Genomic DNA, 25,606 nt, shown 5'->3' with positions numbered 1-25,606 from the left:
GAGTGTATAACAACTGCATGAGCACTCGACAAGCCTTTACCCGCGAGAGCGCCGATATCCGCAGAGAGGCCTTGATTGCGGCCTGCGCGCATTGTCTGGCAACGCAAGGTGCGCAAGGTACGTCTGTCCGCTCCATCTGTGTGGAAGCAGGAGTGTCGCCGGGTCTTTTGCGGCACTATTTTGATGGCATCGATGCGCTTGTCGCCGCGACCTATCGTGCAACCGGCGCACGGGTTGCGAAAGCCCTGCATGATGCGGTGGAGACGGTGCCTGTCGATAATCCGCGCGGCCGACTACTCGCCTTTGTGACTGCCAGTTTTCGCGAGCCGATCGCCGACCCCGAATTGCTCGCGACATGGATTGCTTTCTGGAGCCTGTCGCGCACCGATTCCGTTATCGGTCGCATTCATGAGGAAATTTATGCCGAAAACCGGCGGGATATGGAACGCCTCATTGCCCTCTGTCCCGGTGCGCCTGATGACCCGCGCCTGATGGCGGTCGCGTTGACGGCGTTGGTCGACGGGCTCTGGCTGGAACTCAGTCTCGGCAATGCGCCTTTCAGTGTCGACGAGGCGGAGGGACTTGCGGAAAAGTGGTTGGATAGTTTGCTGGCATAGTTTCAATTGCAACGTTAATGTTGCGGTATGAGCGATGCCCCCATGACCTATGCGCGTTATCTTGCGCTTGATGAATTGCTGTCCTGTCAGCATCCGCAATCGGAACTGGATGACGAGATGCTGTTCATCATCATCCACCAGACCAAGGAGCTCTGGCTGAAGCAGATGATCCGCGAACTCCATCTGGCCCAGGCACAAATCCGGAGTGATGCGCTTGTTCCGGCATATAAGGCGCTAGCAAGAGTTAGCCGTATTCAAGCAGTTATGACATTAAGCTGGGATGTTTTGTCAACGATGACGCCATCCGATTACACACGGTTCCGGCACGTATTAGGGCCGAGTTCCGGATTTCAATCGGACCAGTTTCGCACCGTCGAATTCATGCTTGGCCTCAAAGACAGTGCGCATCTGAAATTTCAGGAAGACCGACCCGAAGCGCGTGCGGCAATGATGAAGGCTCTAACCGAACCCAGTATTTGGGACGATACAATCATTGCCCTGGCGCGGGCAGGAATTGACGTTCCTCTGGGGCAATTATCGCGTGACTGGGCGCAGCCCCATATATTTTCACCCGAAGTCGAAGCCGGATTTCTACAAGTTTATCGCGACACAGAACGTTATTGGGAATTATATCAACTGGCCGAGAAACTGGTCGATCTGGACGATGCCATGGCCACCTGGCGACACAAGCATGTCATCACGGTCGAGCGGATCATTGGCGGAAAGCGTGGTACCGGCGGTACAGCAGGCGTGAGCTATTTGAGCAGCACCCTCAGTAAGCGGGCCTTTCCCGAACTCTGGTCGCTGCGGACGCAATTGTGAGTTTCAAGCATCTTTTCAGCCGGTCGCTATCTGCCGCACCCGATCGGTTGCATTTTGCGGCGCACAGCCACCATCTCTGGCCGGATGCAAGCCATGACGGCCAGATGGCGGCATGGACAGACGCCGCCCATCTGGCGGACCATAAATGGGGCGTGATCATGGGAAGCCTCTGGTCAGAGGCGCAAGGACATATCGCGTCTGAACTGGCCTTGCCCGATCCGGCAACCATCAGTTTTTCGTCCAATACCCATGATTTCCTTATACGCATCCTTTCCGCGATGGACCGGCAATCTTTGCGGATCTTGTCGAGCGACGGAGAGTTCCACAGTTTCCGACGGCAAATGGCGCGATGGGTGGAAAGCGGTAAGATTATCTGGAAACAGGTGCCACCGGACGATCTGGCGACCGAGGCTGGCCGGAACGAATATGACCTGATCTTCGCCAGCCACGTGCTTTTCAACTCCGGTCATGTGGTCGACATCGCCCCGCTTGCCGCGCTGGCAAAGCCGGAAGGGCCCTGGGTTGTGATTGACGGCTATCATGGCTTCATGGCCATTCCCACAAATCTCGCCGATGTTGCCGACCGCATTTTCTATCTGTCGGGTGGCTATAAATATGCCATGGCGGGGGAGGGCGTTTGCTTCCTTCACGCCCCTCAGGGCTTCGCGCCCCGGCCTGAAATCACCGGATGGTATGCCGAATTTGACGACCTCGCATTACCCCCGGGCAGTGTGGGCTACGCTCCCGATGGTCGCCGGTTTCTGGGAAGCACTTTTGACCCGTCGGGCCTTTACCGATTCTGCGCCATCCGTTCGATGCTGGACATTGAAGGGCTTTCGACCGAAGTAATTTCGGCGCATGTCACACGTCTGCAACAGCAATTTCTTAGCGCTTGCGCCATGATGGACATGACCCTGCTAAACCCTTTGACGGACGGACCGCATGCGCGTTTTCTCGCGTTCAAGGGACCGCGCGCTGTGCAACTGCACGAAAGCCTGGCGCGGCATCAGGTTGTGACCGATGTCAGGGGTGATGTGTTGCGGATCGGCTTTGGCCTGTATCAGGATCCGGAGGATGTTCACCGATTGACTGAAATATTGAAACTAATAAACTGATAAAAAAGGAAACAGGGATGTCTTTTATCTTAAATCGCCGCGCGCTATTGGCAACCGCCGGGTTTGGTATTGGTGGACTGATGCTTCCGGGCGGCGCGGCGATGGCGCAGGCGTTGTTGGGATTGACCGGTTTCACCCATAATGTCGCCAGTGGTGAGCCCGGGCCGAATTCGGTTCTGCTGTGGACACGCTACGTCAACCCTACGGGCGGCCCTTCCAAGGTTCGGGTTGAAATTTCCGAAAGCCGTGATTTTGCGAAAACTGCCGGTGGCGGGCAGATGGTAACCGGTCCATGGCGCGACCATACGGTGAAGATCACGGTCGACAATCTTGCACCCGGCAAATGGCACTGGTTCCGTTTCATCGCGCCCGATGGCAGCATGTCGCCTGTCGGGCGTACAAAGACCCTGCCGGTCGGCAAGGCGAGCAAGTTCAACATCGCGATATTCTCCTGCTCAAACCTCGGCTTCGGCGAGTTCAACGCTTATGGCCATGCCGCGGCGCGTGAGGATATCGATCTCGTCCTGCACATGGGCGACTATATCTATGAATATGGCCGCGGCGGTTATGATGGCGGCGCGAAATTTGCAGCGCGTATATTCCCGGCGGACGAGATACTGACGCTGGCGGATTATCGCCTGCGCTACGCCAGTTATCGCTCCGACCCGCAACTGCAGGCGCTGCACGCCAATTTCCCGATGATCCCCAATACTGATGATCATGAGGGTGCAAATGACGCGTGGGAAGGCGGTGCGCAGAACCATACACCCGACGAGGGCGACTGGAACGCGCGGCGGAACGCGGCAATGCAAGTGTGGCGGGAATGGCTGCCGGTGGGTGAACAACCCTGGAAGGAATATCCCATTGGCGATCTTGCAACCTATTACCGCACGGATACGCGCATGGTTGCCCGGTCAAAACCCAATTTCCATGGCGATCTGATGCGGTCGGCGGATCCGGCCAAGGCATTTGCGGATTTTCGTGATGGCGCATGGCGCGATCCTGCCATGACGATGTTCGGCACGGAGCAGGAAAGCTGGTTGTTCGGTGCGATTGCACGCAACAAGGCAACTTGGGCGGTGTTGGGAACCGGCACCAATATGGGATATAATTTCACGCCCGAAGAGGCGATGAACTGGTTCCCCAAGGACGCGCCGGAACGCACCAAGAATTTTGTGCGTCAGGGGATAGCAGCGGCAAAGGCCGGGCTTCCCTATAATCTCGACAATTGGGGTGGTTATCCCGTGGCCCGTTCCCGCGTTCTTGCCGCCGCACAGCGGGCGGATGCCAATCTGGTTGTGGTGACCGGTGACAGCCACAATGGCTGGGCGTTCGACCTTCCGGAAGATGGCAAACCGGCGGGCGTCGAATTTGGTGGCCACAGCGTCAGTTCGCCCGGCTTTGAAAGCGCCACTGTGGGCGTAGACCCCGCCGTCATTGCCCGTAATCTGCAAGAGGCGAGCAAGCAGGAACTGCGCTGGGTCGATACGTCGAACCGGGGCTATATGCATCTGTCACTGACGCCCCAGGCTGCAACAAACGAATGGGTGTTCATGCAAACCGTCAAGGACGTCTCGCTCGAGACCAAAGCCGGCCACCGCATGAAAGTCCGCCCGGGACGCAAGATTCTTGAATCGGCCTGAGCGTAGGCCCACCGATTGCAGAAGCGTATCAAGCTCGTTTAATCGCTCGATTAAACGAGCTTGATTTCTACCCCGGCATCGCGTCAAAGAGAATCAAACAAAGACGGGAGAGTGCGATGCAGATGGCAGGTCTTGGATACAGCGAAGAGCAAATAGAACTGCTCGACGTGGCGACAACATTTTGCCGCGACAAATCTCCCATCGATAAGGTGCGCAAGCTGATGGACAGCGATCTCGGCTATGATGCCGAAGTCTGGGCGGAAATGGCGGCGCTGGGATGGACCGCTATTGCAATTCCCGAAGCCTATAGTGGCGTTGGCCTTACACTTGCAGAGGTCGTCCCTGTTGTGGAACAAATGGGTCGCCATCTGATGGCGTCGCCTTTCACCGCCTCGACTCTTGCCGCGCAAGCCCTGATCGCAGGTGGAACAGAGGCGCAAAAGGCCGAATGGCTCCCCAAAATTGCGGAAGGTACGGTTGCTACTCTGGCACTTTATGAAGCCCACGGCGATTGGGATCTGACTAACATTACCGCGACGGCGCGTTCCGATGGTGGCAAATTGCACCTGTCTGGGGAAAAGCTTTTTTCGCTGTGGGCGGAATCGGCTGAATGCATCATCGTCTCCGTCATGCTGGACGGCAAACCTGCTTTGCTGCTTCTGACAGGCGCACAGGTTGCCGGACGCCTGCGCCGTGAAGCGATCATTGACGAAACCAAGCGCAGCTTTGCGCTGTCGCTGGATGGTCTTGAAGTGGAAAAATCGGCGTTGCTGGAGGTTGGCATCGCCGCACAAACCCTGGCGCATATCGAGCTGGCGGCAACATTACTGCAAAGCGCCGAAATGTGCGGCGGATCACAAAGCGTTATAGATTATACGATCAGCTATCTGCAGACCCGCAAGCAGTTCGGAAAAATCATTGGCGAATATCAGGCGCTGAAACATCCGACAGTCGATGCCTATGTCGATTATGAAAAGGCAAGGTCACACCTCTACAGTGCAGCAAACAGTTTTGGTGACCAGGGCATGGGCGAAATCGCTGTCCGCATGGCCAAGGCCGCGGCAGATGGAGTCTACAGCTTTGCTGCCGACAGGGCGATCCAGTTCCATGGCGGCTTTGGCTTCACCCATGATTGCGATGCCGGCCTGCATCGACGCGCGGCAATTTTCCAGGCATCACAATTTGGCGACGCTGCATGGCAGCGCGCCAAATTAAGCCATTTGTTGCTTGGATAAGGGCGGCGTTAACGCCGTCCCTTATGAACGAATGAGGTAGTCGAAAGCGGATAAAGCGGCTTTGGTGCCTTCGCCCATGGCAACGATGATCTGCTTATAGGGTACAGTCGTTACGTCACCTGCGGCAAAAACACCCGGAAGGTTTGTCGCCCCATGTGCGTCGATTTCGATTTCTCCGCGCCCGGACAGGGCGAGGGGGCCTTGCAACCATTCGGTATTTGGAACCAGCCCGATCTGCACGAAGATACCCTCCAGATCGACCTGGTGAAGTTCTTCGGTTGTCCTGTCCTGATACTGCAATCCTGTCACTTTTTCTCCGTCACCAAGCACTTCCGTTGTGAGGGCGGAGGTAATGATGGTCACATTGGGCAGACTGCGCAGTTTCGCCTGTAAAACCGCATCGGCGCGCAACTGGTTATCATATTCGATAAGCGTCACATGGGCCACGATACCTGCAAGGTCGATGGCGGCTTCCACGCCGGAGTTGCCACCGCCAATAACGGCGGTGCGCTTTCCCTTGTAGAGTGGGCCGTCGCAATGGGGGCAGTAGGCCACACCCTTGTTGCGGTACATTTCTTCACCCGGTGCGCCCATTTGCCGCCAGCGCGCGCCTGTCGACAATATGATTGATTTGGCTTTCAGGCTGGCCCCGCTGGCAAGCTTTACTTCATGCAATCCACCTGCTTCGCCGGGTATCAGGGCGCTCGCCGTCTGCAGGTTCATGATATCTACTTCATAATCGCGAACATGCTGTTCCAGTTGAGCCGCAAGCTTCGGGCCTTCGGTGTGCGAAACGGAGATAAAATTCTCAATCCCCATGGTGTCGAGCACCTGTCCGCCGAATCGTTCGGCAACGACACCGGTCCGGATTCCTTTGCGCGCGGCATAAATTGCCGCGGCGGCGCCTGCGGGGCCGCCGCCAATGACCAAGACATCAAAAGGATCTTTGGCGGCAATTTTTTCAGCGGCACGGGCGACGGTTCCGCTGTCCAGCTTCGCCATGATCTGCGCAAGATCCATCCGGCCCTGACCGAATGGCTCGCCATTCAGATAAACGGCGGGAACGGCCATAACCTTGCGTGTTTCAACCTCATCGCGGAACAGGGCGCCGTCTATCGCAACATGGCGCACATTGGGGTTAAGCGCGGCCATGATGTTAATGGCCTGCACAACATCCGGACAGTTCTGGCAGGTCAGGGAATAGAAGGTCTCGAAATGAAATTCCCCTTCCAGTGCACGGACCGAATCCAGCAGTTCGGCCTCTTCCTTGGGCGGGTGTCCCCCCATATGGAGCAACGCCAATACCAGAGAGGTAAATTCATGACCCAGTGGTAATCCGGCAAAACGGGTTTCTGCCGTACCATCGGCGCTGCGGATGGAAAAAGACGGTACCCGATCCGCCTGTCCGTCAAAACGGGCGGTGACAAGGTCTGATTGCGCTGCAACTTCTTCGACCAATGTACGCATTTCAGATGACTTAGGACTGTCATCCAATGTCGCGACCAATTCGACCGGCGTGCGCAGGTTTCCGAGATAGGTTTTCAACTGGGCTGTTGTTGCTGCATCAAGCATGGCTGTGTCTCTTCAAAGGCAAACGGGACCGTTCCGCAAGAAACTGCGGTGGGAGGGGGTTGAACTTTTCGGGAGGGGTGCGCCGCGCCATCCGAAGGCGGCACGGCGTCTGTTGTCGTTGGGTTAGATCTTGCCGACCAGATCGATCGAAGGTGCAAGTGTTTCGCTGCCTTCTTCCCATTTTGCAGGGCAAACCTGGCCGGGATGTTCACGTACATAGATGGCGGCCTTGATCTTGCGGACCAGTTCCGCCGCGTTACGACCAACGCCTTCGCAGGTGATTTCGGTTACCTGGATAACGCCATCTGGATCGACAACAAAGGTCGCACGGTCGGCAAGGCCCTGACCTTCGCGCAGCACGCCGAAGTTGTTGCTGATTACATGGTTCTGGTCACCCAGCATGTGATAGTTGATCTTGCCAATGGCTGGCGAACTGTCGTGCCATGCCTTGTGGCTGAAATGCGTGTCGGTAGAAACGGCATATACTTCAACGCCCATGGCTTGCAGATCGGCATATTGGTCGGCCAGATCTTCCAGCTCGGTGGGGCAAACAAAGGTGAAATCGGCAGGGTAGAAAAAGAATACAGCCCACTTGCCCTTTACGTCAGTATCGGAAACTTCAACGAACTTGCCTGCCTTGTAAGACTGTGCGGTAAACGGCTTAATGGTCGAACCTATAATTCCCATATTCTATCCTTTCGAGAGTGAAGTAAATTTCGATGGCAGCCCCAAAGCCGATTGCAGGGCAATCGTCCAGCGACTGTTTTTGCAAAGAGTAATCGATTTGATCGATTAAAACCGATTCTCTCGACATATTTTGTAAATATGTTCGCGCAGCGTCAATTCAAGCGCAAACAGATAAAATTGGGAAGAGATGGCGCACCCAAGAGGATTCGAACCTCTGGCCTCTGCCTTCGGAGGGCAGCGCTCTATCCAGCTGAGCTATGGGTGCGGATGGCGGGCGCGTAGCAGTATCTGGCCGTTTTCGCCAAGTGCTTTTTTCACACGCACATCGATCCGCTGGCTGCGATAATGATGCGCCATGGGAACTCATCGCCTTTCTGACCGTTTTCCGAGACAAAATGAGGTGTTTGAAATGACGGCTAGATTGATATGTGTTGGTGCAAGTTTGCTGGGCGTTGCCGTAGGGTCATGCCTGCCGGTAGCATCGGATCAACAGGCGGAGGCCAAGTCGGACCCGGTGACGGTCACCAATCCCGCTCCAAACGCTACTCCCGTTGCCGAGGTTCCTTTGGAAATCGCCATCAATCAGTTCCCCAGTGGTTACCAAGGGCGGTGGGCGAAATCGTTGGACGATTGCCCGATCGATCCCGACCATAGCGAAAATGTCATTTCGCTTCAGGGACGATTGTTGAAGTTTCACGAATCGGCGGGGACGATGACCGCAGGCAAGCGGATGACATCCAAAACAATCGAGGCAGAATTTGATTTCGTTGGTGAAGGCGAGAAATGGACCAAAAGCATCGGCTTCGAAATGAGCGAAAATCGCCAAAAACTGACCCGTACCGATCAGGATAGCGGGATCGACTATCATTATGTACGGTGTCCCAAGCTAATGGCTGGATAAGTCAAATTCGGGGTGCTACGGCGCCCCCATGCAGAACCAATTTGACCTTAGTGAAGATCAGGTTGCCATCCAGGACATGGCGCGCAAGTTCACGGCAGATGCCATTACGCCTTTTGCAGCGGAATGGGATGAAAAGAGCCATTATCCCGTCGACGTCTGGAAAGCCGCGGGCCAGCTTGGCTTTGGTGCCATTTATGTTTCCGAAGAATCAAGCGGTACGGGACTTGGCCGGCTGGAAGCCGCCCTGATCATGGAAGCAATGGCCTATGGCTGTCCTTCGACAAGTGCCTTTGTTTCCATCCACAATATGGCGTCGTGGATGATCGACTGCTTTGGCAGTGCCGAGCTGAAGGCCCGGTTCTTGCCCGAGCTGGTCACTATGGACAAGATCGCGTCCTATTGCCTCACCGAGCCGGGTAGCGGATCAGACGCAGCGGCGCTGAAGACGACCGCGCGGCTTGATGGCGATCATTATGTCCTGAATGGTACGAAACAGTTTATCAGCGGTGCGGGCTATAATGATGTCTACGTCGTGATGGTCCGTACGGGCGACAACGGTGCAAAAGGGATTAGCTGCCTTGTTGTCGAGAAGGATACACCCGGGCTGAGCTTTGGTGCGCCTGAAAAGAAACTGGGCTGGAATTCCTCGCCGACGGCTCAGGTCATATTTGAAGATTGCCGCGTTCCCGTCGCGAACCGCGTGGGCGCCGAAGGGGATGGCTTCCGCTTTGCGATGATGGGGCTGGACGGTGGGCGGCTGAACATCGGCGCCTGTTCGCTTGGTGGCGCGCAGCGTTGCCTTGACGAGGCGATCAAATATACCAAGGAACGCCAGCAGTTCGGACAACCAGTCGCCGATTTCCAGAATACGCAGTTCATGCTCGCCGACATGGCCACCGACCTCGAAGCAGCCCGTGCCCTGTTGTATATGGCGGCGGCCAAGGTCAGCGCCAACGCACCGGACAAGTCACGTTTTTCGGCAATGGCCAAGCGGCTTGCTACAGATAGCGGCAGCGAAATCGTCAATAAGGCGCTGCAGCTTTTTGGCGGCTATGGATATTTGCGGGATTATCCCATCGAGCGTTTCTGGCGCGATTTGCGGGTTCACTCAATTTTGGAAGGTACCAACCAGGTCATGCGCATGATCATTGGTCGGGATCTGTTACGTCAATGACACAGGATGTTTTGACGCGGATTGAGGGGCACGCCGGTATCATCAGCCTCAACCGGCCGTTGGCGTTGCACGCCCTCACGCTGGATATGGTGCACGCGATGACCGATATACTGGTCAAGTGGCGGACATCGAAAAAGGTGAAGTGCGTCATCATCGATCATGCAGAAGGTCGCGGATTCTGTGCAGGCGGCGATATCGCTTTCCTCCGCAATTCGGCATTGAACGATGCGGGAAAATCGGGCCGGCAATTTTTCCATGATGAATATCAGCTCAATCACCTGTTGTTCACCTATCCCAAGCCAGTGGTCGCTTTCATGGACGGTATCACCATGGGCGGCGGTGTAGGTATAAGCCAGCCTGCACGGTTCCGGGTGGCAACCGAAAATACCCGCTTTGCTATGCCGGAGACGGGCATTGGTCTGTTTCCCGACGTAGGTGGTGGATGGTATCTGTCACGGCTGGAGGGACGGGTCGGTCAGTTTCTTGCACTGACCGGCGCGCGGATCGCAGGGCCGGGCTGCCTCGCGCTTGGTCTGGCATCGCATTATGTTCCGAGTGAAGCATTGGCCGAAGCCAAGGCGCGCATTTCGGTTGAGGATGTCGAACGTATTGATGGTATTTTGGGAACATTGGCGGTCACGCCGCCTCCATCCAAGATTGTCGAAACGCTGTTCCAGATAAACCGTCACTTTGCCTCGGACAGGTTTGAAGACATACTTTCCAGCCTTGATGCAGACGACAGCGATTGGGCAATGCGGGAGGCGGCGACGCTGCGGTCCAAAAGTCCGCAGACATGCAAGGTGGCGCTGCGCCAACTGGCCGAAAGCGCGAAACTGCAGGATTTTGCGGACAATATGGCCATGGAATACCGCATTGCAAGTCGTGTCCTGACCCGCCCTGATTTTGCCGAAGGCGTGCGTGCGGTCATCGTCGATAAGGACAACGCGCCCAAGTGGGATCCTGCCCAGCCGGAGGATGTCACGGACGCGCTGCTCGACACCATATTTGCGCCGCTGCCCGATGATGAAGAATGGAAGCCTTTATGACCTATGAAACCCTGATCGTCGAACAACGCGGTGCTGTTACGCTCATCACCCTGAACCGGCCTCAAGCGCTGAATGCGCTGAATAGCCAGTTGCTGGCCGACCTCATTTCAGCTTTCGCGGCCTTTGATGCGGATGATAGTCAGCGCTGCGCCGTGCTAACCGGCAGTGAAAAGGCATTTGCCGCAGGGGCAGACATTAAGGAGATGGCGTCTCAGTCCTTTGCGGACATGTATGGCGCAAATTTCTTCGCCGGATATGACAAGGTAACCGCGACACGCAAACCGTGGATCGCTGCGGTCAACGGCTTTGCACTGGGTGGTGGCTGCGAACTGGCCATGATGGCTGATTTCATCATAGCAGGCGACAATGCCAAATTCGGCCAGCCGGAAATCAAGCTGGCCGTAACTCCAGGCATGGGTGGATCTCAGCGGCTGACACGCGCAATTGGTAAGGCGAAGGCCATGGAGATGTGTCTGACAGGCCGCATGATGGACGCGGCAGAAGCAGAGCGGTCGGGTCTGGTGGCAAAGGTTGTTCCATCTGCCGATCTGATTGATGAGGCCGTGAAAACCGCCGAAGCAATTGCAGCAATGGCTCCGCTCGCCGCGCTTGCAACAAAGGAAATGGTGAACGCAGCATTTGAGACGACGTTGCAACAGGGCGTTGTCTTTGAACGCCGCCTGTTTCACGGCCTGTTCGGATCGGCAGATCAGAAAGAAGGCATGGCCGCCTTCGTCGAAAAGCGGCCAGGCAAATGGACGGGCAGATAAGCGAAGGGCTTAAGGCGCCGAACTGATTTTCTCGACCGGCTGGAACTTCCCAAGTCCGCAGCCCACACCCTCTGTCAGGCGACCGCCATAATCGTGCAGCACGCGCACGATATCTACATTGCAGAGCTGGTTGAGTGACGTGCGGTATGAAAAGCGGTCCTCAAATTTCAGACCGGGGCAACTGCTGGGCAGTGAATTTCGATAGATCTTGCCCCCTGCCATTTTGAAATCGATGGTGCTGTTATCGATCACCTTCGTTGAACGTATCTGGTTCAAGGATACGCAATTAACCGGCTCACCCACCGCACGAACCGGGGCCGGTTCTTTCTTTGCCGAAATACCTGCTGTTGCGCCACCTGTCAGGAGCGCGAGGGCGGCTACTCCTATAAATGATGTTCTCATCTTGATTCTCCCGAGTTTATCACGGTCGCGTGGTTCTAATGTCTCATTCCACCTGAATAGGGGCTGACTTGCCCTTTGGTGCTGGCGTCTTCGGTTTGAACCGACACAGGTCCACGACCGGACAGCGCCAACATTCGGGCGTCCGTGCCTTGCAGATGTATCGACCGTGCAGGATCAACCAATGGTGCGCCCCGATCCGGAAAGGATGAGGCGTCCGCTTGTCGAGCGCTTTTTCCACCGCAAGGACCGTTTTGCCGGGTGCCAGACCAGTGCGGTTGGCGACGCGGAATATATGCGTGTCGACGGCGAAGGTTTCGGCACCGAATGCCGTGTTCATGACCACATTTGCCGTTTTTCGGCCGACCCCAGGCAAGGCCTCCAGCGCGTCGCGGTCGGCTGGCACCTCTCCACCATGTTCGCGAACCAAGATTTCCGACAAGGCGATGACGTTTTTGGCCTTTCCGTTGAACAGGCCAATTGTCTTTATATGCTCTTTCAGCCCTGCCTCGCCCAACTGCACCATTTGTGCGGGCGTCTTTACATCCTCAAACAGCCGCCTTGTTGCCTTGTTTACCCCGACATCTGTAGATTGCGCCGAACATACGACCGCAACCAGCAATTGATACACATTGCCATAAGCCAGCTCGGTTTCCGGTGCAGGGTTAGCCTCGGCAAGACGCCGGTAAAATTCAAAGATATCGGCCTTTTTCATACATCGCCTTGTAGGGTCACGAAACACATGAGCACATAGCCGAATTTAGGTAAATCAGAATGCCCCAATATCCATCGCGTCCAGCCAACCGTCGCTATATTTTTCACTACGTGTGGAGGTTTGTTGCAGCACCGTTCCGTCCAGTTCGCCGTGGACGGCCATATGCTTGGCAAAAAAGGCCCAGTGGCGGTAGCCTAGGAAAAAGGTGCCAATTCCAAGGGTTGCGATGATGATCAGTGCGTCCACTAGAAACAGCATAAACCATTCCCCGCCTTCCGCTTCGAACGAGAAACGCAGATCACCCCAGGACAATTGGGACACCGCATTGCGGAAAAAGGCGGCATAGTAGATGACAAAAATCAGCGAAATCAGCGTGTAGATCAGGAATGTAATCAACAGAAAAAATGCCAGCCTGATCGCGGGCGGCGCATCGATAAAGACATACACACCCTGGATCATTGTCCCCTGCACCAAAATATAAGTGACCGTGACGATCATCAGAAGGATCGGCGTCAGATACAGGCAGATAAACGGTACGAGCACAGGTCGCACCTTTGCTGTGGACCGGAAAGGGATGTTCCCGAAGCTCATCTGGTTCCATTTGTCGTTCCACAACGTCGTCATGGACCATGCAACGGCGGAACCTAGGCTGAGATAATTGGCGACCCATTTCCACAGGTTGGAAAAGCCGTAGGCCCATCCCGGTTCATCGGACCCGCCCCGGATTCCCTTCCAATATGTACGGTTGAGGCGGTAGCGCAGCGCCCGAAAGCGCGCGACACCGACTACAAAATTGAAGAACAGGAGCGTCGCAACACTGACGGCAATGGCGGCGGTTCCATATCCTCGAAAGGCAAGGGCCTGAATACCGAACTGCAAAATAAGCAATGGTCCACCAAGCAGGATTGCGGCAAATATGAAACCGACGAACAACTCTTTTGCCGTTCCGGTCCATTCCAGCCACTCATCCAGAAACCATGTATGACTCCAGAGATATTCGCGCTCACGCCGGATCGCCCAGAAACGGTAAATCCCCAATGTAACAAGTGTCAGAAGCGCATTTGACAATGCGATTGGAGCAAATTCGCGCCAGTTGCCGCTAAAGCCAAAGCGCTGCTCTGGTTCGATTTCCATATCCACAAGACAACCCCCGAAGCCCCTTGCTATGGGTAATCTTTCCGAACCAAATGTCTATAACCATTTGGCGTCGCTGGAATAAACCGGTCAGACCCCCAAAACCTCCGGCATGCTGTATCGCCCGGCTTTCTGTTGTGTCAGCCATAAGGCTGCTTTTACCGCGCCTGTGGCAAATATGGCCCGATTTTCCGCGCGGTGGATCAATTCGATGCGTTCGTTGTCCGACGCGAAAATAACACTATGGTCACCGGCAACGCTTCCGCCGCGCAAACTTGCAAACCCGATATTTCCGGCTTTCCGGGCACCCGTAATTCCATCACGGCCTCTTTCGCTATGCGATTTAAGGTCGATCGCGCGTCCTTTTGCCGCTGCTTCACCCAGCAGCGTAGCGGTGCCGGAGGGCGCATCGACCTTGTGTCGGTGATGCATTTCGACAATCTCTATATCCCAGTCATCGCCCAATTGAGCGGCAGCTTGCTGAACAAGTGCTGCCAGCATGGTGACACCCAGCGACGTATTGCCGGTCTGCAAAACAGCAATGTCACGTGCGGCATCGTCGATCAGGTAATGATGGCGTTCTTCGAGGCCGGTAGTGCCGATCACTATGGGTTTTCCGGCCGCGACGCAGGCATCCAGGTTCGCTTCCAAAGCATGTGGACTGGAAAAGTCGACCAGCACATCCGACGCCGCGACCAATGCCGTCAAATCGTCACCTTTGTCGACACCACCTGCATAGTCCTGGCCAGCTTCGGCAATTGCTGCCACCAATGCATGCCCCATACGCCCTGCGCTGCCGATAATGCCAATTTTCATCGCTCTTTTTCCCGAACCTGTTTCACCACTGGTGATTTCAATCCAAGGTCTTACTAGATTAGCATGCTGAAACAAGTTCGGCTTAAGATTGGGACATAGGTAAAAGAAATACGCAACATTGTAATCCTGACCGGTGCGGGTGTCAGTGCCGAAAGCGGTATCGATACTTTTCGCAGCGCGGGCGGATTGTGGGAACAGCATCGGGTTGAGGATGTTGCCACGCCCGAAGCGTTTGAGCGCGATCCGGAACTTGTGTTGCGTTTTTACGATATGCGGCGGGCCCGTATCCAGGAAGTGGAACCCAACGCGGCCCATCAGGCGCTTGCCCAATTGGATGCGGAATGGAAAGGCGGTCTTCTTATCGTCACGCAAAATGTGGACGATCTGCACGAGCGTGCAGGGGCCGGGCGCCTTTTGCATATGCATGGCGAACATCTGAACGCCTGGTGTCTTGCCTGTGACGGCCGGCATCGCTGGTATGGGAAGCTCATCGACCGTCCGGCTTGCCCAGCCTGCGGTATAGCCGGACGGATGCGGCCGGACATTGTCTGGTTCGGCGAAATGCCGTACCGAATGCACGAAATTTACGCCGCATTGAACCGCGCCGATCTGTTTGTCAGTATTGGAACGTCAGGCGCCGTCTATCCCGCCGCCGGCTTCGTCCGTGAGGCGCGTGAGCAGGGCGTCCGAACACTTGAACTCAATCTTGAACCAAGTCAGGGCAGCCATTGGTTCGACGAAAGCCGGCATGGACCCGCGACCGAAATTGTGCCGGCCTGGGTAGAACAGATGCTAAGACAACAACAATATTAGGCTTTTTGTACGCCGCAGCTGCCGCATGCAGGATCTTTGGGCAATTTGATGCTGCGCATGGAGGGCGTCATTCCGTCAAAAATGTGCAGCCTGCCCTTTTGATTGTCACCAAAGCCCGTGAGTGAACGGATCGCTTCCATCGCGGCGAAACTCCCCATCAGGCCGCACATTGCGCCCAAAACCCCTTGGGTGGCACAATCATCGCAATCGTCGGGGTCATGGGCATCGCCTACAAAGCAGCGGTAACAGGGAGCATCCTCCTGCCATCCGGTAAAGGTACCGATCTGTCCATGGAACTGGCCGATGGCTGCACTGACGAGCGGGACATGTGCGGCTAAGCATAGGTCATTGACGATGAGGCGGGTCGCGAAATTGTCGCTGCCGTCGATAACCACATCGATATCCTTGAGAATATCCGGCGAGGTTTCGCGGTCAATCCGACTTCGGATTGCGTGGAAGGTGACATCCGGGTTCATCCTCTCAACTGCCGCTGCTGCCGCGGCGACTTTGGCCTCGCCAATCTGGGTCTCGCTGTACAACACCTGCCGCTGCAGATTGGAAAGGGACACAACATCATCGTCAACAACGCTGATGGTACCTACACCGGCCGCCGCGAGATATTGGATTGCGGGACTGCCAATACCCCCTGCACCAATAAGAAAGACGTGGCTGTCCAGCAATCGGGTTTGTCCCGCACCGCCAATGTCGCGCAAGACAATATGCCGGGCATAACGATCAAGTTGGTGGTCGGACAGTTCAGCCATCATTCGGCGCTATAGAGCAAAATGAAGGTAAATCTACATGCCGGACGGGCAAATGGAACGGTCAAGTTTTGGGCGTTCATACACCTGTAGAACCGAAGCCTCCTGCACCACGTTCTGTGTCGTCCAGTTCAGTGACTTCAACCATTGTGGCATGCGTGACAGGGGCGACCACGATTTGGGCAATTCGGTCACCTTTGGCAATCGGGAAATCATCCTCACCCAGATTGGCCAGAATGACTTTCACTTCGCCGCGGTAATCGCTGTCGATGGTGCCAGGGGTATTGAGACAGGTAATGCCATGTTTGAGGGCAAGGCCCGAACGCGGGCGCACCTGGACTTCATAGCCTTCAGGAATGGCAAAGGCGAAACCGGTAGCCACAGCATGACGCTTGCCGACGCGCAGAGTAAGGCTTTCGGCGGCGCAGATGTCCATTCCGGCGGCCCCGGCCGTGGCATAGTCAGGCATTGCCAGGCCTGCGCCGTGGTTCAGCCGCTTAACCTGTACTTCAACCTTGGGCGAGCGCATCGGCAACCCTTTCCATCAATTTGCGGGCAATGACGTCTTTCGGACTATCGGGCCAACTTTCGACCCCCTCTTTTGTGACGATGTGAAAGGCATTATTCGCACCCCCCATGACATCGCCTGATACGTCGTTGGCCACAATCCAGTCACATCCCTTTTTCGCCAGTTTCGCTTGCGCATGCTCGACAATCTTTTCCGTTTCTGCAGCAAATCCGATCAGCAGTCCGGGTCTGTTCTTATGCTTCGCAAGGCTTGCAAGGATGTCAGGGTTTTCGGTTAATGTCAGGGGCGGGATGCCTTTGCCATCTTTCTTTATTTTCTGGTCTGGTGTGTCCGACGCCCGCCAGTCGGCAACCGCTGCAACCATGATAGCCACATCGCTCGGCAGGGCCTTTTCGACTTCCGCATGCATTTCAAGCGCCGTTTCAACGTCAATACGAATGACGCCCGGCGGTGTAACCAGATGGACAGGCCCAGCCACCAATGTGACCTCCGCGCCCATTTCCGCTGCCGCTGCAGCGATTGCAAAACCCTGCCGGCCGGACGAACGATTGGCAATATAGCGGACAGGATCAATCGCTTCGTGCGTCGGGCCCGCGGTCACCAGAACACGCTTCCCGAAAAGCGGTCGGTGCGCGATGTCCGCAAAGTCGGGTTGTGATTGCAGGGTCGTGGGAGCGCGTCCTGCTGCCAGGGCCGGATCAAAACCGTGTCCAAGCATCGCGCAAATGCGTTCCGCTATAGCTGGCGGTTCCGGCAAGCGTCCGGGACCGAACTCACCGCAGGCCATCGCGCCGGAATCGGGTTCCATGATCGTCACACCGTCGTCGCGCAATGTCGCGAGATTGCGTCGTGTTGCAGCATGTTGCCACATGCGGACATTCATTGCGGGAACTGCCAGCACGGGTTTGTCTGTAGCCAGCAATATGGTTGTGGCGAGATCGTCAGCGATGCCCGCAGCCATCTTGGCAAGGATATTTGCGGTTGCAGGGCATATGACGATCAGATCAGCCTGACGGCTCAACTGGATATGACCGATCTCGCGTTCTTCTTTCAGGTCGAACATATCGCCATAGACCTGATCCTCAGTCATCACGCCCATCGACAGGGGCGTTACGAATTCCGTCGCGCTTTGCGTCATGACGGCGCGCACTGCTATGCCCTGCCGTTTCAGCAGCCGCACAAGTTCGAGTGCCTTATAGGCAGCAATACCGCCCGAAACGATTAGCAGGATGCGTTTGGTTTCCATGATTAACCGCTTAATCCGCTATCGAAGGCCGTCAACGCAAATTATTTGGCCAAGGCTGTCGGCAATGTGCACTGGTGGACTGTCCAACCGGCACGGCACAAGCGCATTAGAGCGCCCACATTCCAGCGGCGCCACATGCCGCTGCTACGATGGCGACCAGAGCATAACGCCACCATCCGCTGCCTGAACGGCGTTCCCAGATCAGCTCGACCTGGGGCAGGGGAGGAGGTTCCGGCGCGCCGCCCTTGCGCGGCAGCTGTTCATCAAGTCTGCGGATGATGTCCGGAATCATTTTCAATGTATCTGTCTGCTTTTTGATGCCATCGGCGAGCATCGCCTCCGGCCCCAATTCGCCCCGGATCCAGTCACGGACATAGGGAGCGGCCACGTCCCACATATTTATGGAGGGATTGAGCGATGTGGCGATACCTTCGACCATGACCATCGTCTTCTGCAACAGGAGCAGATGGGGCTGGGTCTGCATATCGAAATCGCGGGTAATCGCGAAAAGACTGTCGAGCATTTGTCCGACGGACAATTCGCTCACTGGCTTGCCGCGTGTGGGTTCCCCAACGGCACGCAGTGCGGTCGCAAATTCGTCGACATTATGGTAGCTGGGCACATATTGCGCCTCAAAATGTATTTCGGCGACACGCTTATAATTGCCGGTGGTAAGGCCATATAATATCTCGGCGAGCCAAAAGCGTGCCTGCCGGTTGATCCGGCCCATGATCCCGAAGTCGATCGCGACAATAGTGCCATCTGCGCGGACGAAAAGATTGCCCTGGTGCATGTCGGCATGGAAATAGCCTTCGGATATCGCCTGGCGCAAAAAGGTCAGGACCAGTTTTGCGGCCATTTTGTTCAGGTCGTGACCTGCTGCTTTAAGTACCTCGATATCCGAGATTTTTATCCCGTCTATCCATTCCAGCGTGAGCACGCGTCCCGACGTGCGATCCCAGTCGATTGCCGGGATCATATATCCATCCACCGCAACCATGGCGTCTTTCAGTTCCGAGGCACTGGCGGCTTCGCGACGCAAATCCAGTTCGCGCAGCGTCCATCTTTTGAGGTTGGCGATAACCAGTTGAGGCCGTAAACGCGCCGCTTCGCCACCAAGAGCCTCGAGATGCGCGGCCGCCCATTCATAGGTTTCGATATCACGGGCAAATTGTTCACGAATGCCCGGACGCAAAACCTTGACTGCCACTTCCTTTCCTTCGGTGGTGCGTGCCCGATACACCTGGGCTATCGAAGCGGAACCGACTGCTTCGGGATTAATATATTCAAACAGTTCGGAAGCGGGTTTGTTCAGGCTCGTGTCGATCTGCGCATAGACCTCGTCAAAAGGTGCAGGCGGCAACTGGTCCTGAAGCATCAGCAGATTTTGCGCGGCTTCAACCCCGATAATGTCCGGGCGTGTCGCGAGTGTCTGGCCCAGCTTGATGGCCGCGGGACCGATCGCCCGGAATGCGCCGGCATAATCCGGCACCTTTGGCTGGATTGTACCAAAGCGCGCTATCCGGCAGAGCCTTTTTACCTGCGGCGGGGTGTTACGGTCCGCTTCGATCGCGCGCAGCGCGCCGTGGCGGGCAAGGATCCGCCCCCATTTAAGCAGACGCAAAATGTGGGTCGCCGGCCGGGTCATATTTTTATGGCCCCTCCCACGCGGGGAAGGGGAGTTGATCCAAAGTGCATCTTCACACTTTCCAGCCGCTATGTATCGCTACAAGTCCGCCCATGATTGGTTCGACCTTGGTTTGAACAAAACCGGCTTCACCGATCATGCGCTTGAAATTTTGCATATCGGGAAAACGTCGGATCGACTCGATCAGATAGCGGTAGCTGTCTTCATCGCCTGCGATGGCCTTGCCTAATTTGGGAACAAGGCGTTCCGAATATATATCATAAGCCTGCGCCAGCCCCGGCCATTCGACGGTCGAAAATTCGAGACAGTAGAACCGGCCTCCATAGCGCAGCACCCTGTGCGCTTCTTTCAATGCAGCGGGAATATCGGTGACGTTCCGGATGCCAAAGGCAATCGTATAGGCGTCGAAATGCTTGTCCGGGAAAGTAAGCTTTTCGGCGTTTTGCGGTGACCAGATCAACGTGTCGATGCCGCGTTTCATTGCCCGTTCCATGCCGACTTCCAGCATGTCTTCATTGATATCGGACACAGTTACTTGTGCGCCTGACTTTTCCATGCGGAAGGCGATGTCGCCGGTTCCTCCGGCCATGTCCAGAATGTCCTCACCCGCTTGCGGCTTCACCCGCCGGACGAATTTGTCTTTCCAGAGACGGTGCATCCCGCCGGACATGGCATCGTTCATGATGTCATATTTGCGTGCGACATTGGAAAAGACGCCGCCAACGCGCGCGGTCTTTTCTTCAGGGCTCACCTGCTCGTAGCCAAAGGATACAGTTTCAGTCATCGCGCAAGTCCCTAGCCGATAGTTGCGCATGCCGCAAAGGCTGATGCGTGCAAAAAGCATCGCTGCGCTTGACCGAATTGTCTCTCTATAATCCTTCACTGATTGCAATAAAGAAATGGACAGACTGCGGGGTACGCCTGCATAGCGTGGGCTGATGCCCGAACTGCCCGAAGTTGAAACAACCGTTGCCGGTTTACGCAAAGTCCTCGACGGTCAGCGCATTGCGCGCGCCGAAACATTCCGTGCCGATCTCAGGTGGCCGATTCCGGAGGATTTGCGCCAACGGTTGACCGGCGCCACAATCACGGGATTAGGGCGGCGTGCCAAATATGGGCTGATTTACACGGACCGCGACGATGTACTGATTTTCCATTTGGGGATGTCGGGCCGGTGGCGCGTCGATCCGGCAGGATTGGAAAAACACGACCATTTTCTGATCGAGACCGCAACAGGACGCATCGTAGCATTAAACGACCACCGGAGATTCGGTTCGCTCGATATCGTCCCGACCGGCAAATTGTCCGACTACCGCTTTTTCGAAAAAATGGGTCCGGAGCCTCTTTCGGACGCCTTTGACGCTGTTGTTTTGCAAAAGGCGCTAAAGGGGCGCAAAGCACCAATCAAGGCGATGCTGCTGAATCAGAATATCGTTGCAGGTCTGGGCAATATCTATGTTTGCGAGGCTCTGCACATGGCGGGAATCGCGCCCGATGCACCTTCGGAAAAGATAAGCAGGCCCCGGCTTGAGAAGCTGGTAAGCGCCATCAAGGAGGTACTGACGTCTGCGATTGCGGCGGGTGGTTCGACGTTGCGCGATTTTGCGGCACCGGATGGCGAATTGGGCTATTTTGCGAAGGATTGGCGCGTTTATGGTCGGGAACGGGACGCCTGCCATTGTGGCGCGCTGGTCAAGCGACGTGTCGATGCAGGGCGTTCCACATTTTATTGTGCGAAATGCCAACGCTAGAGCGCTTGTTTGGGGCATTTGCAGGTTGACGAATCTGAAACCCGAGGCTAAGGGCGGCTCCTTCAACGGGTAAGCATCACATGATGAGGCCCGTATCTAACGAAATTTGAGGACTAAAATGGCCAATACGCCGCAAGCAAAAAAGCGTATCCGTCGCAATGCGCGTCGCACCGAAGTTAATGGCGCTCGCGTCAGCCGCATTCGTACTTTCGTAAAGAAAGTGGAGTCGGCAATCGAAGCTGGCGACAAGGCCGCTGCTACTGAAGCACTGGCCGCAGCGCAGCCTGAGTTGGCACGTGGAGTTTCCAAGGGCGTTCTGCACAAGAATACCGCATCGCGGAAGTTTGGCCGTTTGACGAAGGCTGTCGGCGCGCTCGCCTAAACAAGTTTACCTTCGTCCGGACAGTCGGATACCAATGCGTAAAACCCGCCCTGACTGAGGCGGGTTTTTCTTTAGGCGTGCTGTCATAAAGCAAACCCAAGGATTTCCCGCGATTCGGGAGATCGGTGCCGTTTTGCACGGAAGAAAAAACAGCTAAAACAGGTGATTAAAAATAAATTTACGCTTTTGCTTGGCTTGCGCAGAGTCAACAGCATTTATTTCATTTTTTTTGCAATGCGCCCCTTGCTCGACTCGTTTGGAGACGTCTAAGAAAAGGTTTCCAGCATCGCGTGACGACAGTCGGGCAGTGCCTCACATTGAGATTTGGACACAGATTGAGCTTCATTTGGCGACAAGTGGGCTGGGGTTTTCTGTGGCTTGACGTGAAGGCAGATAGCGCGCGGTTTCGATGTGCTGGCTAGGGGTGGAAAAGAGGGGCTCGCACAAGGTGACCGGTAATATTATTGTATCGCAAAACAGTTCCGGTCAATCGACAGACGGCAATGCCGCAGCTGCGCATTCCACGCGCCTTGAGGCTGATTGGCAGATAATTTCCTCCGGATTGCGTCGCGACTTGGGCGCGCAGATCTATGGGCAGTGGATTCGGTCCATTACGTTGGGCGATTTCTGTGATTTGACTGGAACCTTGGAACTGCTTCTGCCGTCCGATTTTTCCGCAAGCTGGGTTTCCGACCATTATGCCGACCGTTTGCGGCTTGCCTGGGTTTCGACTAACAAAAACGTCAAGCAGCTTAAAATCCGCACCCGTCCCGGTGCCGCGCGCGTGGAAATGCTGCGTCCGTCGGGTGTAACCGAACGGCCCGCTGCCCAGCATATGGCAGAAGTATTGCCCGTGCGGTCGGCACTTGATCCGCGGATGACCTTTGCCAATTTCGTCAAAGGGCAGACCAACGTGCTGGCGCTGAGTGCAGCGGAGCGTGTTGCGGCGAAGGACAAGCCGCTGTTCAACCCCCTCTATCTTCAGGCTGCGACCGGGCAGGGCAAAACCCATTTGATGCACGCCATTGGCCATGCCTATGCCGAGGTTAATCCGGACGCGCAGATTATCTACATGTCGGCCGAGAAGTTCATGATGGAATTTGTAACCGCAATGCGGCGCAAGGAAGTCATGGAGTTCAAGGCGCGCCTGCGTGCAGTGGACGTTCTCCTGATCGACGATATCCAGTTCATTATCGGTAAGGTATCTACGCAGGAAGAATTTCTGCACACCATCGACGCCATTATCGGGGCAGGGAAACGTCTTGTTGTAGCAGCCGACCGTGCACCGCAAGCACTAGACGGTGTTGACCAAAGGATTTTGTCGCGCCTGTCGATGGGTCTGGTTGCCGATATTCAGCCAGCAGATCTCGAACTGCGGCGTTTGATCCTGCAACAGCGTCTCGCCCAAATGCCTGACACACAGGTAGGTGAAGATGTTGTGGAGTTTCTTGCGCGTACCATCAGCCGTAATGTGCGTGAACTAGAAGGCGGATTGAACAAGCTTCTCGCCTATGCACAACTAACGGGTAAACCCGTGACGCGCACTTTGGCTGAAGAGCAATTGAAAGATATTCTCAGCGCTTGTCGTCGCCGTATTACCATCGATGAGATCCAACGTGCCGTCTGCGAATATTACCGCATCGACCGTAGCGAGATGTCGTCCAAGCGTCGTGCACGCGCTGTGGTTCGTCCGCGGCAAGTGGCAATGTATCTTGCCAAGGTCATGACACCCCGCAGCTACCCTGAAATTGGCCGGAAATTTGGAGGACGAGACCATTCCACCGTCATCCACGCCGTGCGACTGGTAGAAGACTTGCGGAAACAGGATAGCGATATGGACAATGATGTTCGCGCTCTGTTGCGCCAGCTCGAAGCGTAACATCGGTTTTCCCGGCTTAAACACCGCTTTTCAACGGCTAATCCACAGCTTATCCACTATCCTGTCCGGATTCGGGGGATAAACATGGTCACATTCTGCACGTCTTGCGGCACAGCCAATCCGCCAACTGCGCATTACTGTTCCAAATGCGGGTCGCCATTAGGCGCTGTCGAAACGGCTGCAGACGAACCCGCATCTCCGGCTAGTGTGCCCCTTGCCTCTGCAGCGATTCGCGGTCTAGAAGCAGCCTCCAACACCGAAAAGGTCGAACCCATTTCTAAGTCGAGCTCCCAAAAAAAACGCTGGCTGTTTCCCGCGGTAGCCGCAGGCGGCGTGCTGGCGGTTGGTGCCCTTTACTTCTGGCTTTTCATTCTCGACGATCTGGGAAGCAACACTGGAGAAAAAACCACGGCCAGCACTGCGGTGGATGCGACCCTGGAATCCAAGCAGTTGTTCGCAATGACCGAGGCCAATATTCGCGACCGTGCCACCACGGTTGGCAGCCAAATCCTCGGAAAACTTCCCCGAGGCAGCGCAGTGACAGGCGTGGTGAAATTGGGGATGGATGGTAGCAGCGAATGGCTGGAACTTTCCGACGGTAAAGGGTTCATCGCGGTTATAAATCTATCAGAATTCCAGCCGCCTGAGATATCGAAACCCTTGAATGACCGCGTATGGACCGCCGATAGTGCGCTTGATATCTGGATACAGCCCGATACGACTAGTGGGCTGCTTGAACGGGTCAGCAGCGGGACCAGACTGACACTGGCTGGCCTGACGACGAATGACTTTATTGAAGTCAAGCTTGGCAAAGGTGGCGTCGGATATCTGGCAGACGGTGCAGCCATTTTGGCGCGATTGGGCGGGAAGCCAGTAGCAATCCGTTTCAATCCCCAAACCTGCAGCTTCGGTAGCGATATAGATGCAGAATTTGCCAAAATTGCGGCCCGACTTCGCGCTCAATGGGCGGAGCTTGAGAGTAAGGAATTTGTCGACGAAGAGGCGCGCGAGAAAGCCTATGCTGCCGCAGAAGGCAAAAGTGCGTATGTCAAATTGCAACGATCATTCGAGGGTCTGTCACTGACAGCCATCGGACAGCATTACGAGGCGCAGTCACTCTATTTCTCTGATCCGGCCGCTAAGGTCATCGAAACATTCCGTAGCAAAGGCTACCGCGTAGGGGCTGACGGGACATTTCCGTCAACCGAGCTCTACGCCGGTATCAGTGCCACGCGCGGCGAAGGCGCGGCCTATGGCAAGTCAGAGCTCGGTTGCGGCGTTTAAAGTTTAGCGCTTTTCTTCCGGCGCTATGGATATTCGGACAGTTTCGCCACTGTTGCCTGGGAAACCTGTAAACATCGCCTCAACAAGATTAGGCACCAGATGGGGCAGCTTGTTGGAGCGCGATTTCGCTTCCGCCTTACCTTCAAACAGTCTTTTGCCGTCGTTCGCACGATCAATTTTCAGGTCGATATTGGCTGTGTAGACGGTGAAACTGTCCACATCATAAGGTCGGTTAAAGCCACTGTACAGAAACGGGTCGTAATAGCCGACAATGTAACGGCCACCCCGGCGCGTCCGGACGACATAGGGACGATATACGCCGCTGAACCCCCAATAGGGATCATAGAAGGGATCTTGACGGACAATGGTACGCTCTTTGCCTTGGTCAACGCCATAGCCTAGGGTGACCGTCATATCCGCAACCGTGCCTGGTGCTGCCGGAGTATATCCGATTTCCTGCAATTCGGTGGAAACAAGCGAGGCATATTGGCCGAATTCGATACCACCATTGTTCGCGGGATCTGCGGCGCGAATAGTAAAGGATTGACCCTGTGGGGCAGGCAGTTCCTGAAAACGCGACACATCCGCCTTAAATGGAGTTGCGCACGCACTGAGCCCCAACATTGCGACGGGGACGAGAAGGAGCGACACAAATTTTTTCATTTTA

At 55.6% G+C, this 25,606-nt stretch carries 26 protein-coding genes and 1 tRNA gene; 14 read left to right on the top strand and 13 right to left on the bottom strand.

What is annotated here, in order from left to right; all coding sequences use genetic code 11:
• Positions 1-17 precede the first annotated feature (17 nt).
• From FOM92_RS07495 to FOM92_RS07475, 5 genes are all read left to right on the top strand, one after another.
• Positions 18-617: a TetR family transcriptional regulator C-terminal domain-containing protein gene (locus FOM92_RS07495; protein ID WP_143776118.1), complete on the top strand. Its 600-nt coding sequence runs from the start codon at positions 18-20 to the stop codon at positions 615-617.
• Positions 618-659: 42 nt separating this feature from the next.
• Entirely contained in the window at positions 660-1,439 is a 780-nt protein-coding gene (locus FOM92_RS07490; RefSeq protein WP_246087187.1) for a tryptophan 2,3-dioxygenase, read from the top strand.
• Complete coding sequence (locus tag FOM92_RS07485; RefSeq protein WP_246087186.1) at positions 1,436-2,554, top strand: kynureninase/PvdN C-terminal domain-containing protein; 1,119 nt, start codon at positions 1,436-1,438, stop codon at positions 2,552-2,554. The genes FOM92_RS07490 and FOM92_RS07485 overlap by 4 nt, the downstream gene beginning before the upstream one ends.
• A gap of 17 nt (positions 2,555-2,571) precedes the next feature.
• Entirely contained in the window at positions 2,572-4,197 is a 1,626-nt protein-coding gene (locus FOM92_RS07480; protein ID WP_143776115.1) for an alkaline phosphatase D family protein, read from the top strand.
• Positions 4,198-4,313: 116 nt separating this feature from the next.
• The gene (locus FOM92_RS07475) at positions 4,314-5,432 is read left to right on the top strand and encodes an acyl-CoA dehydrogenase family protein (RefSeq protein WP_143776114.1); all 1,119 of its coding nucleotides are present in this window, start codon (positions 4,314-4,316) and stop codon (positions 5,430-5,432) included.
• A 21-nt stretch (positions 5,433-5,453) separates the two neighbouring features.
• Here the strand turns inward: FOM92_RS07475 and ahpF are convergent, their stop codons facing one another.
• The 3 genes from ahpF to FOM92_RS07460 form a co-directional block, all read right to left on the bottom strand.
• Positions 5,454-7,004 carry an alkyl hydroperoxide reductase subunit F gene (ahpF, locus tag FOM92_RS07470; protein ID WP_143776113.1) on the bottom strand — a complete coding sequence of 517 codons (1,551 nt, stop codon included), beginning with the start codon at positions 7,002-7,004 and terminating at the stop codon, positions 5,454-5,456.
• A 123-nt stretch (positions 7,005-7,127) separates the two neighbouring features.
• Positions 7,128-7,691: an alkyl hydroperoxide reductase subunit C gene (gene ahpC / locus FOM92_RS07465; protein ID WP_143776112.1), complete on the bottom strand. Its 564-nt coding sequence runs from the start codon at positions 7,689-7,691 to the stop codon at positions 7,128-7,130.
• Between the two features lie 188 nt (positions 7,692-7,879).
• Positions 7,880-7,956, bottom strand: a tRNA-Arg gene (locus FOM92_RS07460).
• A 144-nt stretch (positions 7,957-8,100) separates the two neighbouring features.
• Between FOM92_RS07460 and FOM92_RS07455 the strand changes: the two genes are divergently transcribed.
• Genes FOM92_RS07455 through FOM92_RS07440 form a run of 4 tightly spaced genes read left to right on the top strand, consistent with a single transcriptional unit; the run spans position 8,101 to position 11,582 of the window.
• Positions 8,101-8,592: a hypothetical protein gene (locus FOM92_RS07455; RefSeq protein WP_143776111.1), complete on the top strand. Its 492-nt coding sequence runs from the start codon at positions 8,101-8,103 to the stop codon at positions 8,590-8,592.
• Positions 8,593-8,620: 28 nt separating this feature from the next.
• The gene (locus FOM92_RS07450) at positions 8,621-9,766 is read left to right on the top strand and encodes an acyl-CoA dehydrogenase family protein (RefSeq protein ID WP_143776110.1); all 1,146 of its coding nucleotides are present in this window, start codon (positions 8,621-8,623) and stop codon (positions 9,764-9,766) included.
• Positions 9,763-10,812 (top strand): enoyl-CoA hydratase/isomerase family protein, encoded by a 1,050-nt coding sequence (locus FOM92_RS07445; RefSeq protein WP_143776109.1) that lies wholly within the window; start codon positions 9,763-9,765, stop codon positions 10,810-10,812. Before FOM92_RS07450 ends, FOM92_RS07445 begins: the two co-directional genes overlap by 4 nt.
• Positions 10,809-11,582, top strand: coding sequence for an enoyl-CoA hydratase (locus FOM92_RS07440; protein ID WP_143776108.1), 774 nt, complete (start codon positions 10,809-10,811; stop codon positions 11,580-11,582). Before FOM92_RS07445 ends, FOM92_RS07440 begins: the two co-directional genes overlap by 4 nt.
• A 9-nt stretch (positions 11,583-11,591) precedes the next feature.
• Here the strand turns inward: FOM92_RS07440 and FOM92_RS07435 are convergent, their stop codons facing one another.
• From FOM92_RS07435 to dapB, 4 genes are all read right to left on the bottom strand, one after another.
• Positions 11,592-11,984 (bottom strand): hypothetical protein, encoded by a 393-nt coding sequence (locus tag FOM92_RS07435; protein WP_143776107.1) that lies wholly within the window; start codon positions 11,982-11,984, stop codon positions 11,592-11,594.
• 43 nt (positions 11,985-12,027) lie between these two features.
• Entirely contained in the window at positions 12,028-12,696 is a 669-nt protein-coding gene (gene nth / locus FOM92_RS07430) for an endonuclease III (protein WP_143776106.1), read from the bottom strand.
• Positions 12,697-12,750: 54 nt separating this feature from the next.
• Complete coding sequence (locus tag FOM92_RS07425; RefSeq protein ID WP_246087223.1) at positions 12,751-13,830, bottom strand: YjgN family protein; 1,080 nt, start codon at positions 13,828-13,830, stop codon at positions 12,751-12,753.
• Positions 13,831-13,920: 90 nt separating this feature from the next.
• Entirely contained in the window at positions 13,921-14,646 is a 726-nt protein-coding gene (gene dapB / locus FOM92_RS07420; protein WP_143776104.1) for a 4-hydroxy-tetrahydrodipicolinate reductase, read from the bottom strand.
• A 108-nt stretch (positions 14,647-14,754) separates the two neighbouring features.
• Between dapB and FOM92_RS07415 the strand changes: the two genes are divergently transcribed.
• Positions 14,755-15,459 carry an NAD-dependent deacylase gene (locus FOM92_RS07415; protein ID WP_143776103.1) on the top strand — a complete coding sequence of 235 codons (705 nt, stop codon included), beginning with the start codon at positions 14,755-14,757 and terminating at the stop codon, positions 15,457-15,459.
• Here the strand turns inward: FOM92_RS07415 and FOM92_RS07410 are convergent.
• The 5 genes from FOM92_RS07410 to FOM92_RS07390 form a co-directional block, all read right to left on the bottom strand.
• Positions 15,456-16,226, bottom strand: a complete 771-nt coding sequence (locus FOM92_RS07410) for a HesA/MoeB/ThiF family protein (RefSeq protein ID WP_342778171.1) — start codon at positions 16,224-16,226, stop codon at positions 15,456-15,458. The genes FOM92_RS07415 and FOM92_RS07410 overlap by 4 nt on opposite strands.
• Positions 16,227-16,299: 73 nt before the next feature.
• Complete coding sequence (gene dut, locus FOM92_RS07405) at positions 16,300-16,749, bottom strand: dUTP diphosphatase (RefSeq protein ID WP_143776102.1); 450 nt, start codon at positions 16,747-16,749, stop codon at positions 16,300-16,302.
• Positions 16,730-17,995, bottom strand: coding sequence for a bifunctional phosphopantothenoylcysteine decarboxylase/phosphopantothenate synthase (locus FOM92_RS07400; protein ID WP_143776101.1), 1,266 nt, complete (start codon positions 17,993-17,995; stop codon positions 16,730-16,732). Before FOM92_RS07400 ends, dut begins: the two co-directional genes overlap by 20 nt.
• Before the next feature lie 106 nt (positions 17,996-18,101).
• A complete protein-coding gene (gene ubiB, locus FOM92_RS07395; protein WP_143776100.1) occupies positions 18,102-19,643 on the bottom strand; it encodes a 2-polyprenylphenol 6-hydroxylase in 1,542 nt (513 codons plus the stop codon).
• A 52-nt stretch (positions 19,644-19,695) separates the two neighbouring features.
• Complete coding sequence (locus tag FOM92_RS07390; RefSeq protein ID WP_143776099.1) at positions 19,696-20,427, bottom strand: class I SAM-dependent methyltransferase; 732 nt, start codon at positions 20,425-20,427, stop codon at positions 19,696-19,698.
• 154 nt (positions 20,428-20,581) lie between these two features.
• Here FOM92_RS07390 and mutM point away from each other — a divergent pair, with 154 nt between their 5' ends.
• The 4 genes from mutM to FOM92_RS07370 all read left to right on the top strand — a co-directional run bounded on the left by mutM (position 20,582) and on the right by FOM92_RS07370 (position 24,939).
• Positions 20,582-21,394 carry a bifunctional DNA-formamidopyrimidine glycosylase/DNA-(apurinic or apyrimidinic site) lyase gene (gene mutM, locus FOM92_RS07385; protein ID WP_143776098.1) on the top strand — a complete coding sequence of 271 codons (813 nt, stop codon included), beginning with the start codon at positions 20,582-20,584 and terminating at the stop codon, positions 21,392-21,394.
• A 118-nt stretch (positions 21,395-21,512) separates the two neighbouring features.
• The gene (rpsT, locus tag FOM92_RS07380; RefSeq protein ID WP_143776097.1) at positions 21,513-21,776 is read left to right on the top strand and encodes a 30S ribosomal protein S20; all 264 of its coding nucleotides are present in this window, start codon (positions 21,513-21,515) and stop codon (positions 21,774-21,776) included.
• Positions 21,777-22,224: 448 nt separating this feature from the next.
• Positions 22,225-23,655, top strand: coding sequence for a chromosomal replication initiator protein DnaA (gene dnaA / locus FOM92_RS07375; RefSeq protein WP_425473368.1), 1,431 nt, complete (start codon positions 22,225-22,227; stop codon positions 23,653-23,655).
• An 84-nt stretch (positions 23,656-23,739) separates the two neighbouring features.
• Positions 23,740-24,939, top strand: a complete 1,200-nt coding sequence (locus FOM92_RS07370) for a zinc ribbon domain-containing protein (protein WP_143776095.1) — start codon at positions 23,740-23,742, stop codon at positions 24,937-24,939.
• Between the two features lie 3 nt (positions 24,940-24,942).
• Here the strand turns inward: FOM92_RS07370 and FOM92_RS07365 are convergent, their stop codons facing one another.
• Positions 24,943-25,602 (bottom strand): DUF4136 domain-containing protein, encoded by a 660-nt coding sequence (locus FOM92_RS07365; protein WP_143776094.1) that lies wholly within the window; start codon positions 25,600-25,602, stop codon positions 24,943-24,945.
• Positions 25,603-25,606 lie beyond the last annotated feature (4 nt).

It is taken from the genome of Sphingorhabdus contaminans (assembly GCF_007280415.1).
GTDB lineage: Bacteria > Pseudomonadota > Alphaproteobacteria > Sphingomonadales > Sphingomonadaceae > Sphingorhabdus_B > Sphingorhabdus_B contaminans.
The sequence above is the reverse complement of the archived record's forward strand: the minus strand, read 5'-3'. Positions and strand labels throughout refer to the sequence as shown.

Excerpts from the sequence above, each read along its gene's own strand:
- FOM92_RS07400 (WP_143776101.1), bottom strand. The coding sequence starts at position 17,995 with ATGGAAACCAAACGCATCCTGCTAATCGTTTCGGGCGGTATTGCTGCC.
- ahpC (WP_143776112.1), bottom strand. The coding sequence starts at position 7,691 with ATGGGAATTATAGGTTCGACCATTAAGCCGTTTACCGCACAGTCTTAC.
- FOM92_RS07410 (WP_342778171.1), bottom strand. The coding sequence starts at position 16,226 with ATGATGGCTGAACTGTCCGACCACCAACTTGATCGTTATGCCCGGCAT.
- FOM92_RS07440 (WP_143776108.1), top strand. The coding sequence starts at position 10,809 with ATGACCTATGAAACCCTGATCGTCGAACAACGCGGTGCTGTTACGCTC.
- FOM92_RS07425 (WP_246087223.1), bottom strand. The coding sequence starts at position 13,830 with ATGGAAATCGAACCAGAGCAGCGCTTTGGCTTTAGCGGCAACTGGCGC.
- FOM92_RS07370 (WP_143776095.1), top strand. The coding sequence starts at position 23,740 with ATGGTCACATTCTGCACGTCTTGCGGCACAGCCAATCCGCCAACTGCG.
- rpsT (WP_143776097.1), top strand. The coding sequence starts at position 21,513 with ATGGCCAATACGCCGCAAGCAAAAAAGCGTATCCGTCGCAATGCGCGT.
- FOM92_RS07480 (WP_143776115.1), top strand. The coding sequence starts at position 2,572 with ATGTCTTTTATCTTAAATCGCCGCGCGCTATTGGCAACCGCCGGGTTT.
- ubiB (WP_143776100.1), bottom strand. The coding sequence starts at position 19,643 with ATGACCCGGCCGGCGACCCACATTTTGCGTCTGCTTAAATGGGGGCGG.
- FOM92_RS07390 (WP_143776099.1), bottom strand. The coding sequence starts at position 20,427 with ATGACTGAAACTGTATCCTTTGGCTACGAGCAGGTGAGCCCTGAAGAA.
- FOM92_RS07475 (WP_143776114.1), top strand. The coding sequence starts at position 4,314 with ATGCAGATGGCAGGTCTTGGATACAGCGAAGAGCAAATAGAACTGCTC.
- dut (WP_143776102.1), bottom strand. The coding sequence starts at position 16,749 with ATGCGCTCGCCCAAGGTTGAAGTACAGGTTAAGCGGCTGAACCACGGC.
- FOM92_RS07455 (WP_143776111.1), top strand. The coding sequence starts at position 8,101 with ATGACGGCTAGATTGATATGTGTTGGTGCAAGTTTGCTGGGCGTTGCC.
- FOM92_RS07445 (WP_143776109.1), top strand. The coding sequence starts at position 9,763 with ATGACACAGGATGTTTTGACGCGGATTGAGGGGCACGCCGGTATCATC.
- nth (WP_143776106.1), bottom strand. The coding sequence starts at position 12,696 with ATGAAAAAGGCCGATATCTTTGAATTTTACCGGCGTCTTGCCGAGGCT.
- FOM92_RS07365 (WP_143776094.1), bottom strand. The coding sequence starts at position 25,602 with ATGAAAAAATTTGTGTCGCTCCTTCTCGTCCCCGTCGCAATGTTGGGG.
- dapB (WP_143776104.1), bottom strand. The coding sequence starts at position 14,646 with ATGAAAATTGGCATTATCGGCAGCGCAGGGCGTATGGGGCATGCATTG.
- FOM92_RS07490 (WP_246087187.1), top strand. The coding sequence starts at position 660 with ATGACCTATGCGCGTTATCTTGCGCTTGATGAATTGCTGTCCTGTCAG.
- FOM92_RS07450 (WP_143776110.1), top strand. The coding sequence starts at position 8,621 with ATGCAGAACCAATTTGACCTTAGTGAAGATCAGGTTGCCATCCAGGAC.
- ahpF (WP_143776113.1), bottom strand. The coding sequence starts at position 7,004 with ATGCTTGATGCAGCAACAACAGCCCAGTTGAAAACCTATCTCGGAAAC.
- mutM (WP_143776098.1), top strand. The coding sequence starts at position 20,582 with ATGCCCGAACTGCCCGAAGTTGAAACAACCGTTGCCGGTTTACGCAAA.
- FOM92_RS07435 (WP_143776107.1), bottom strand. The coding sequence starts at position 11,984 with ATGAGAACATCATTTATAGGAGTAGCCGCCCTCGCGCTCCTGACAGGT.
- FOM92_RS07495 (WP_143776118.1), top strand. The coding sequence starts at position 18 with ATGAGCACTCGACAAGCCTTTACCCGCGAGAGCGCCGATATCCGCAGA.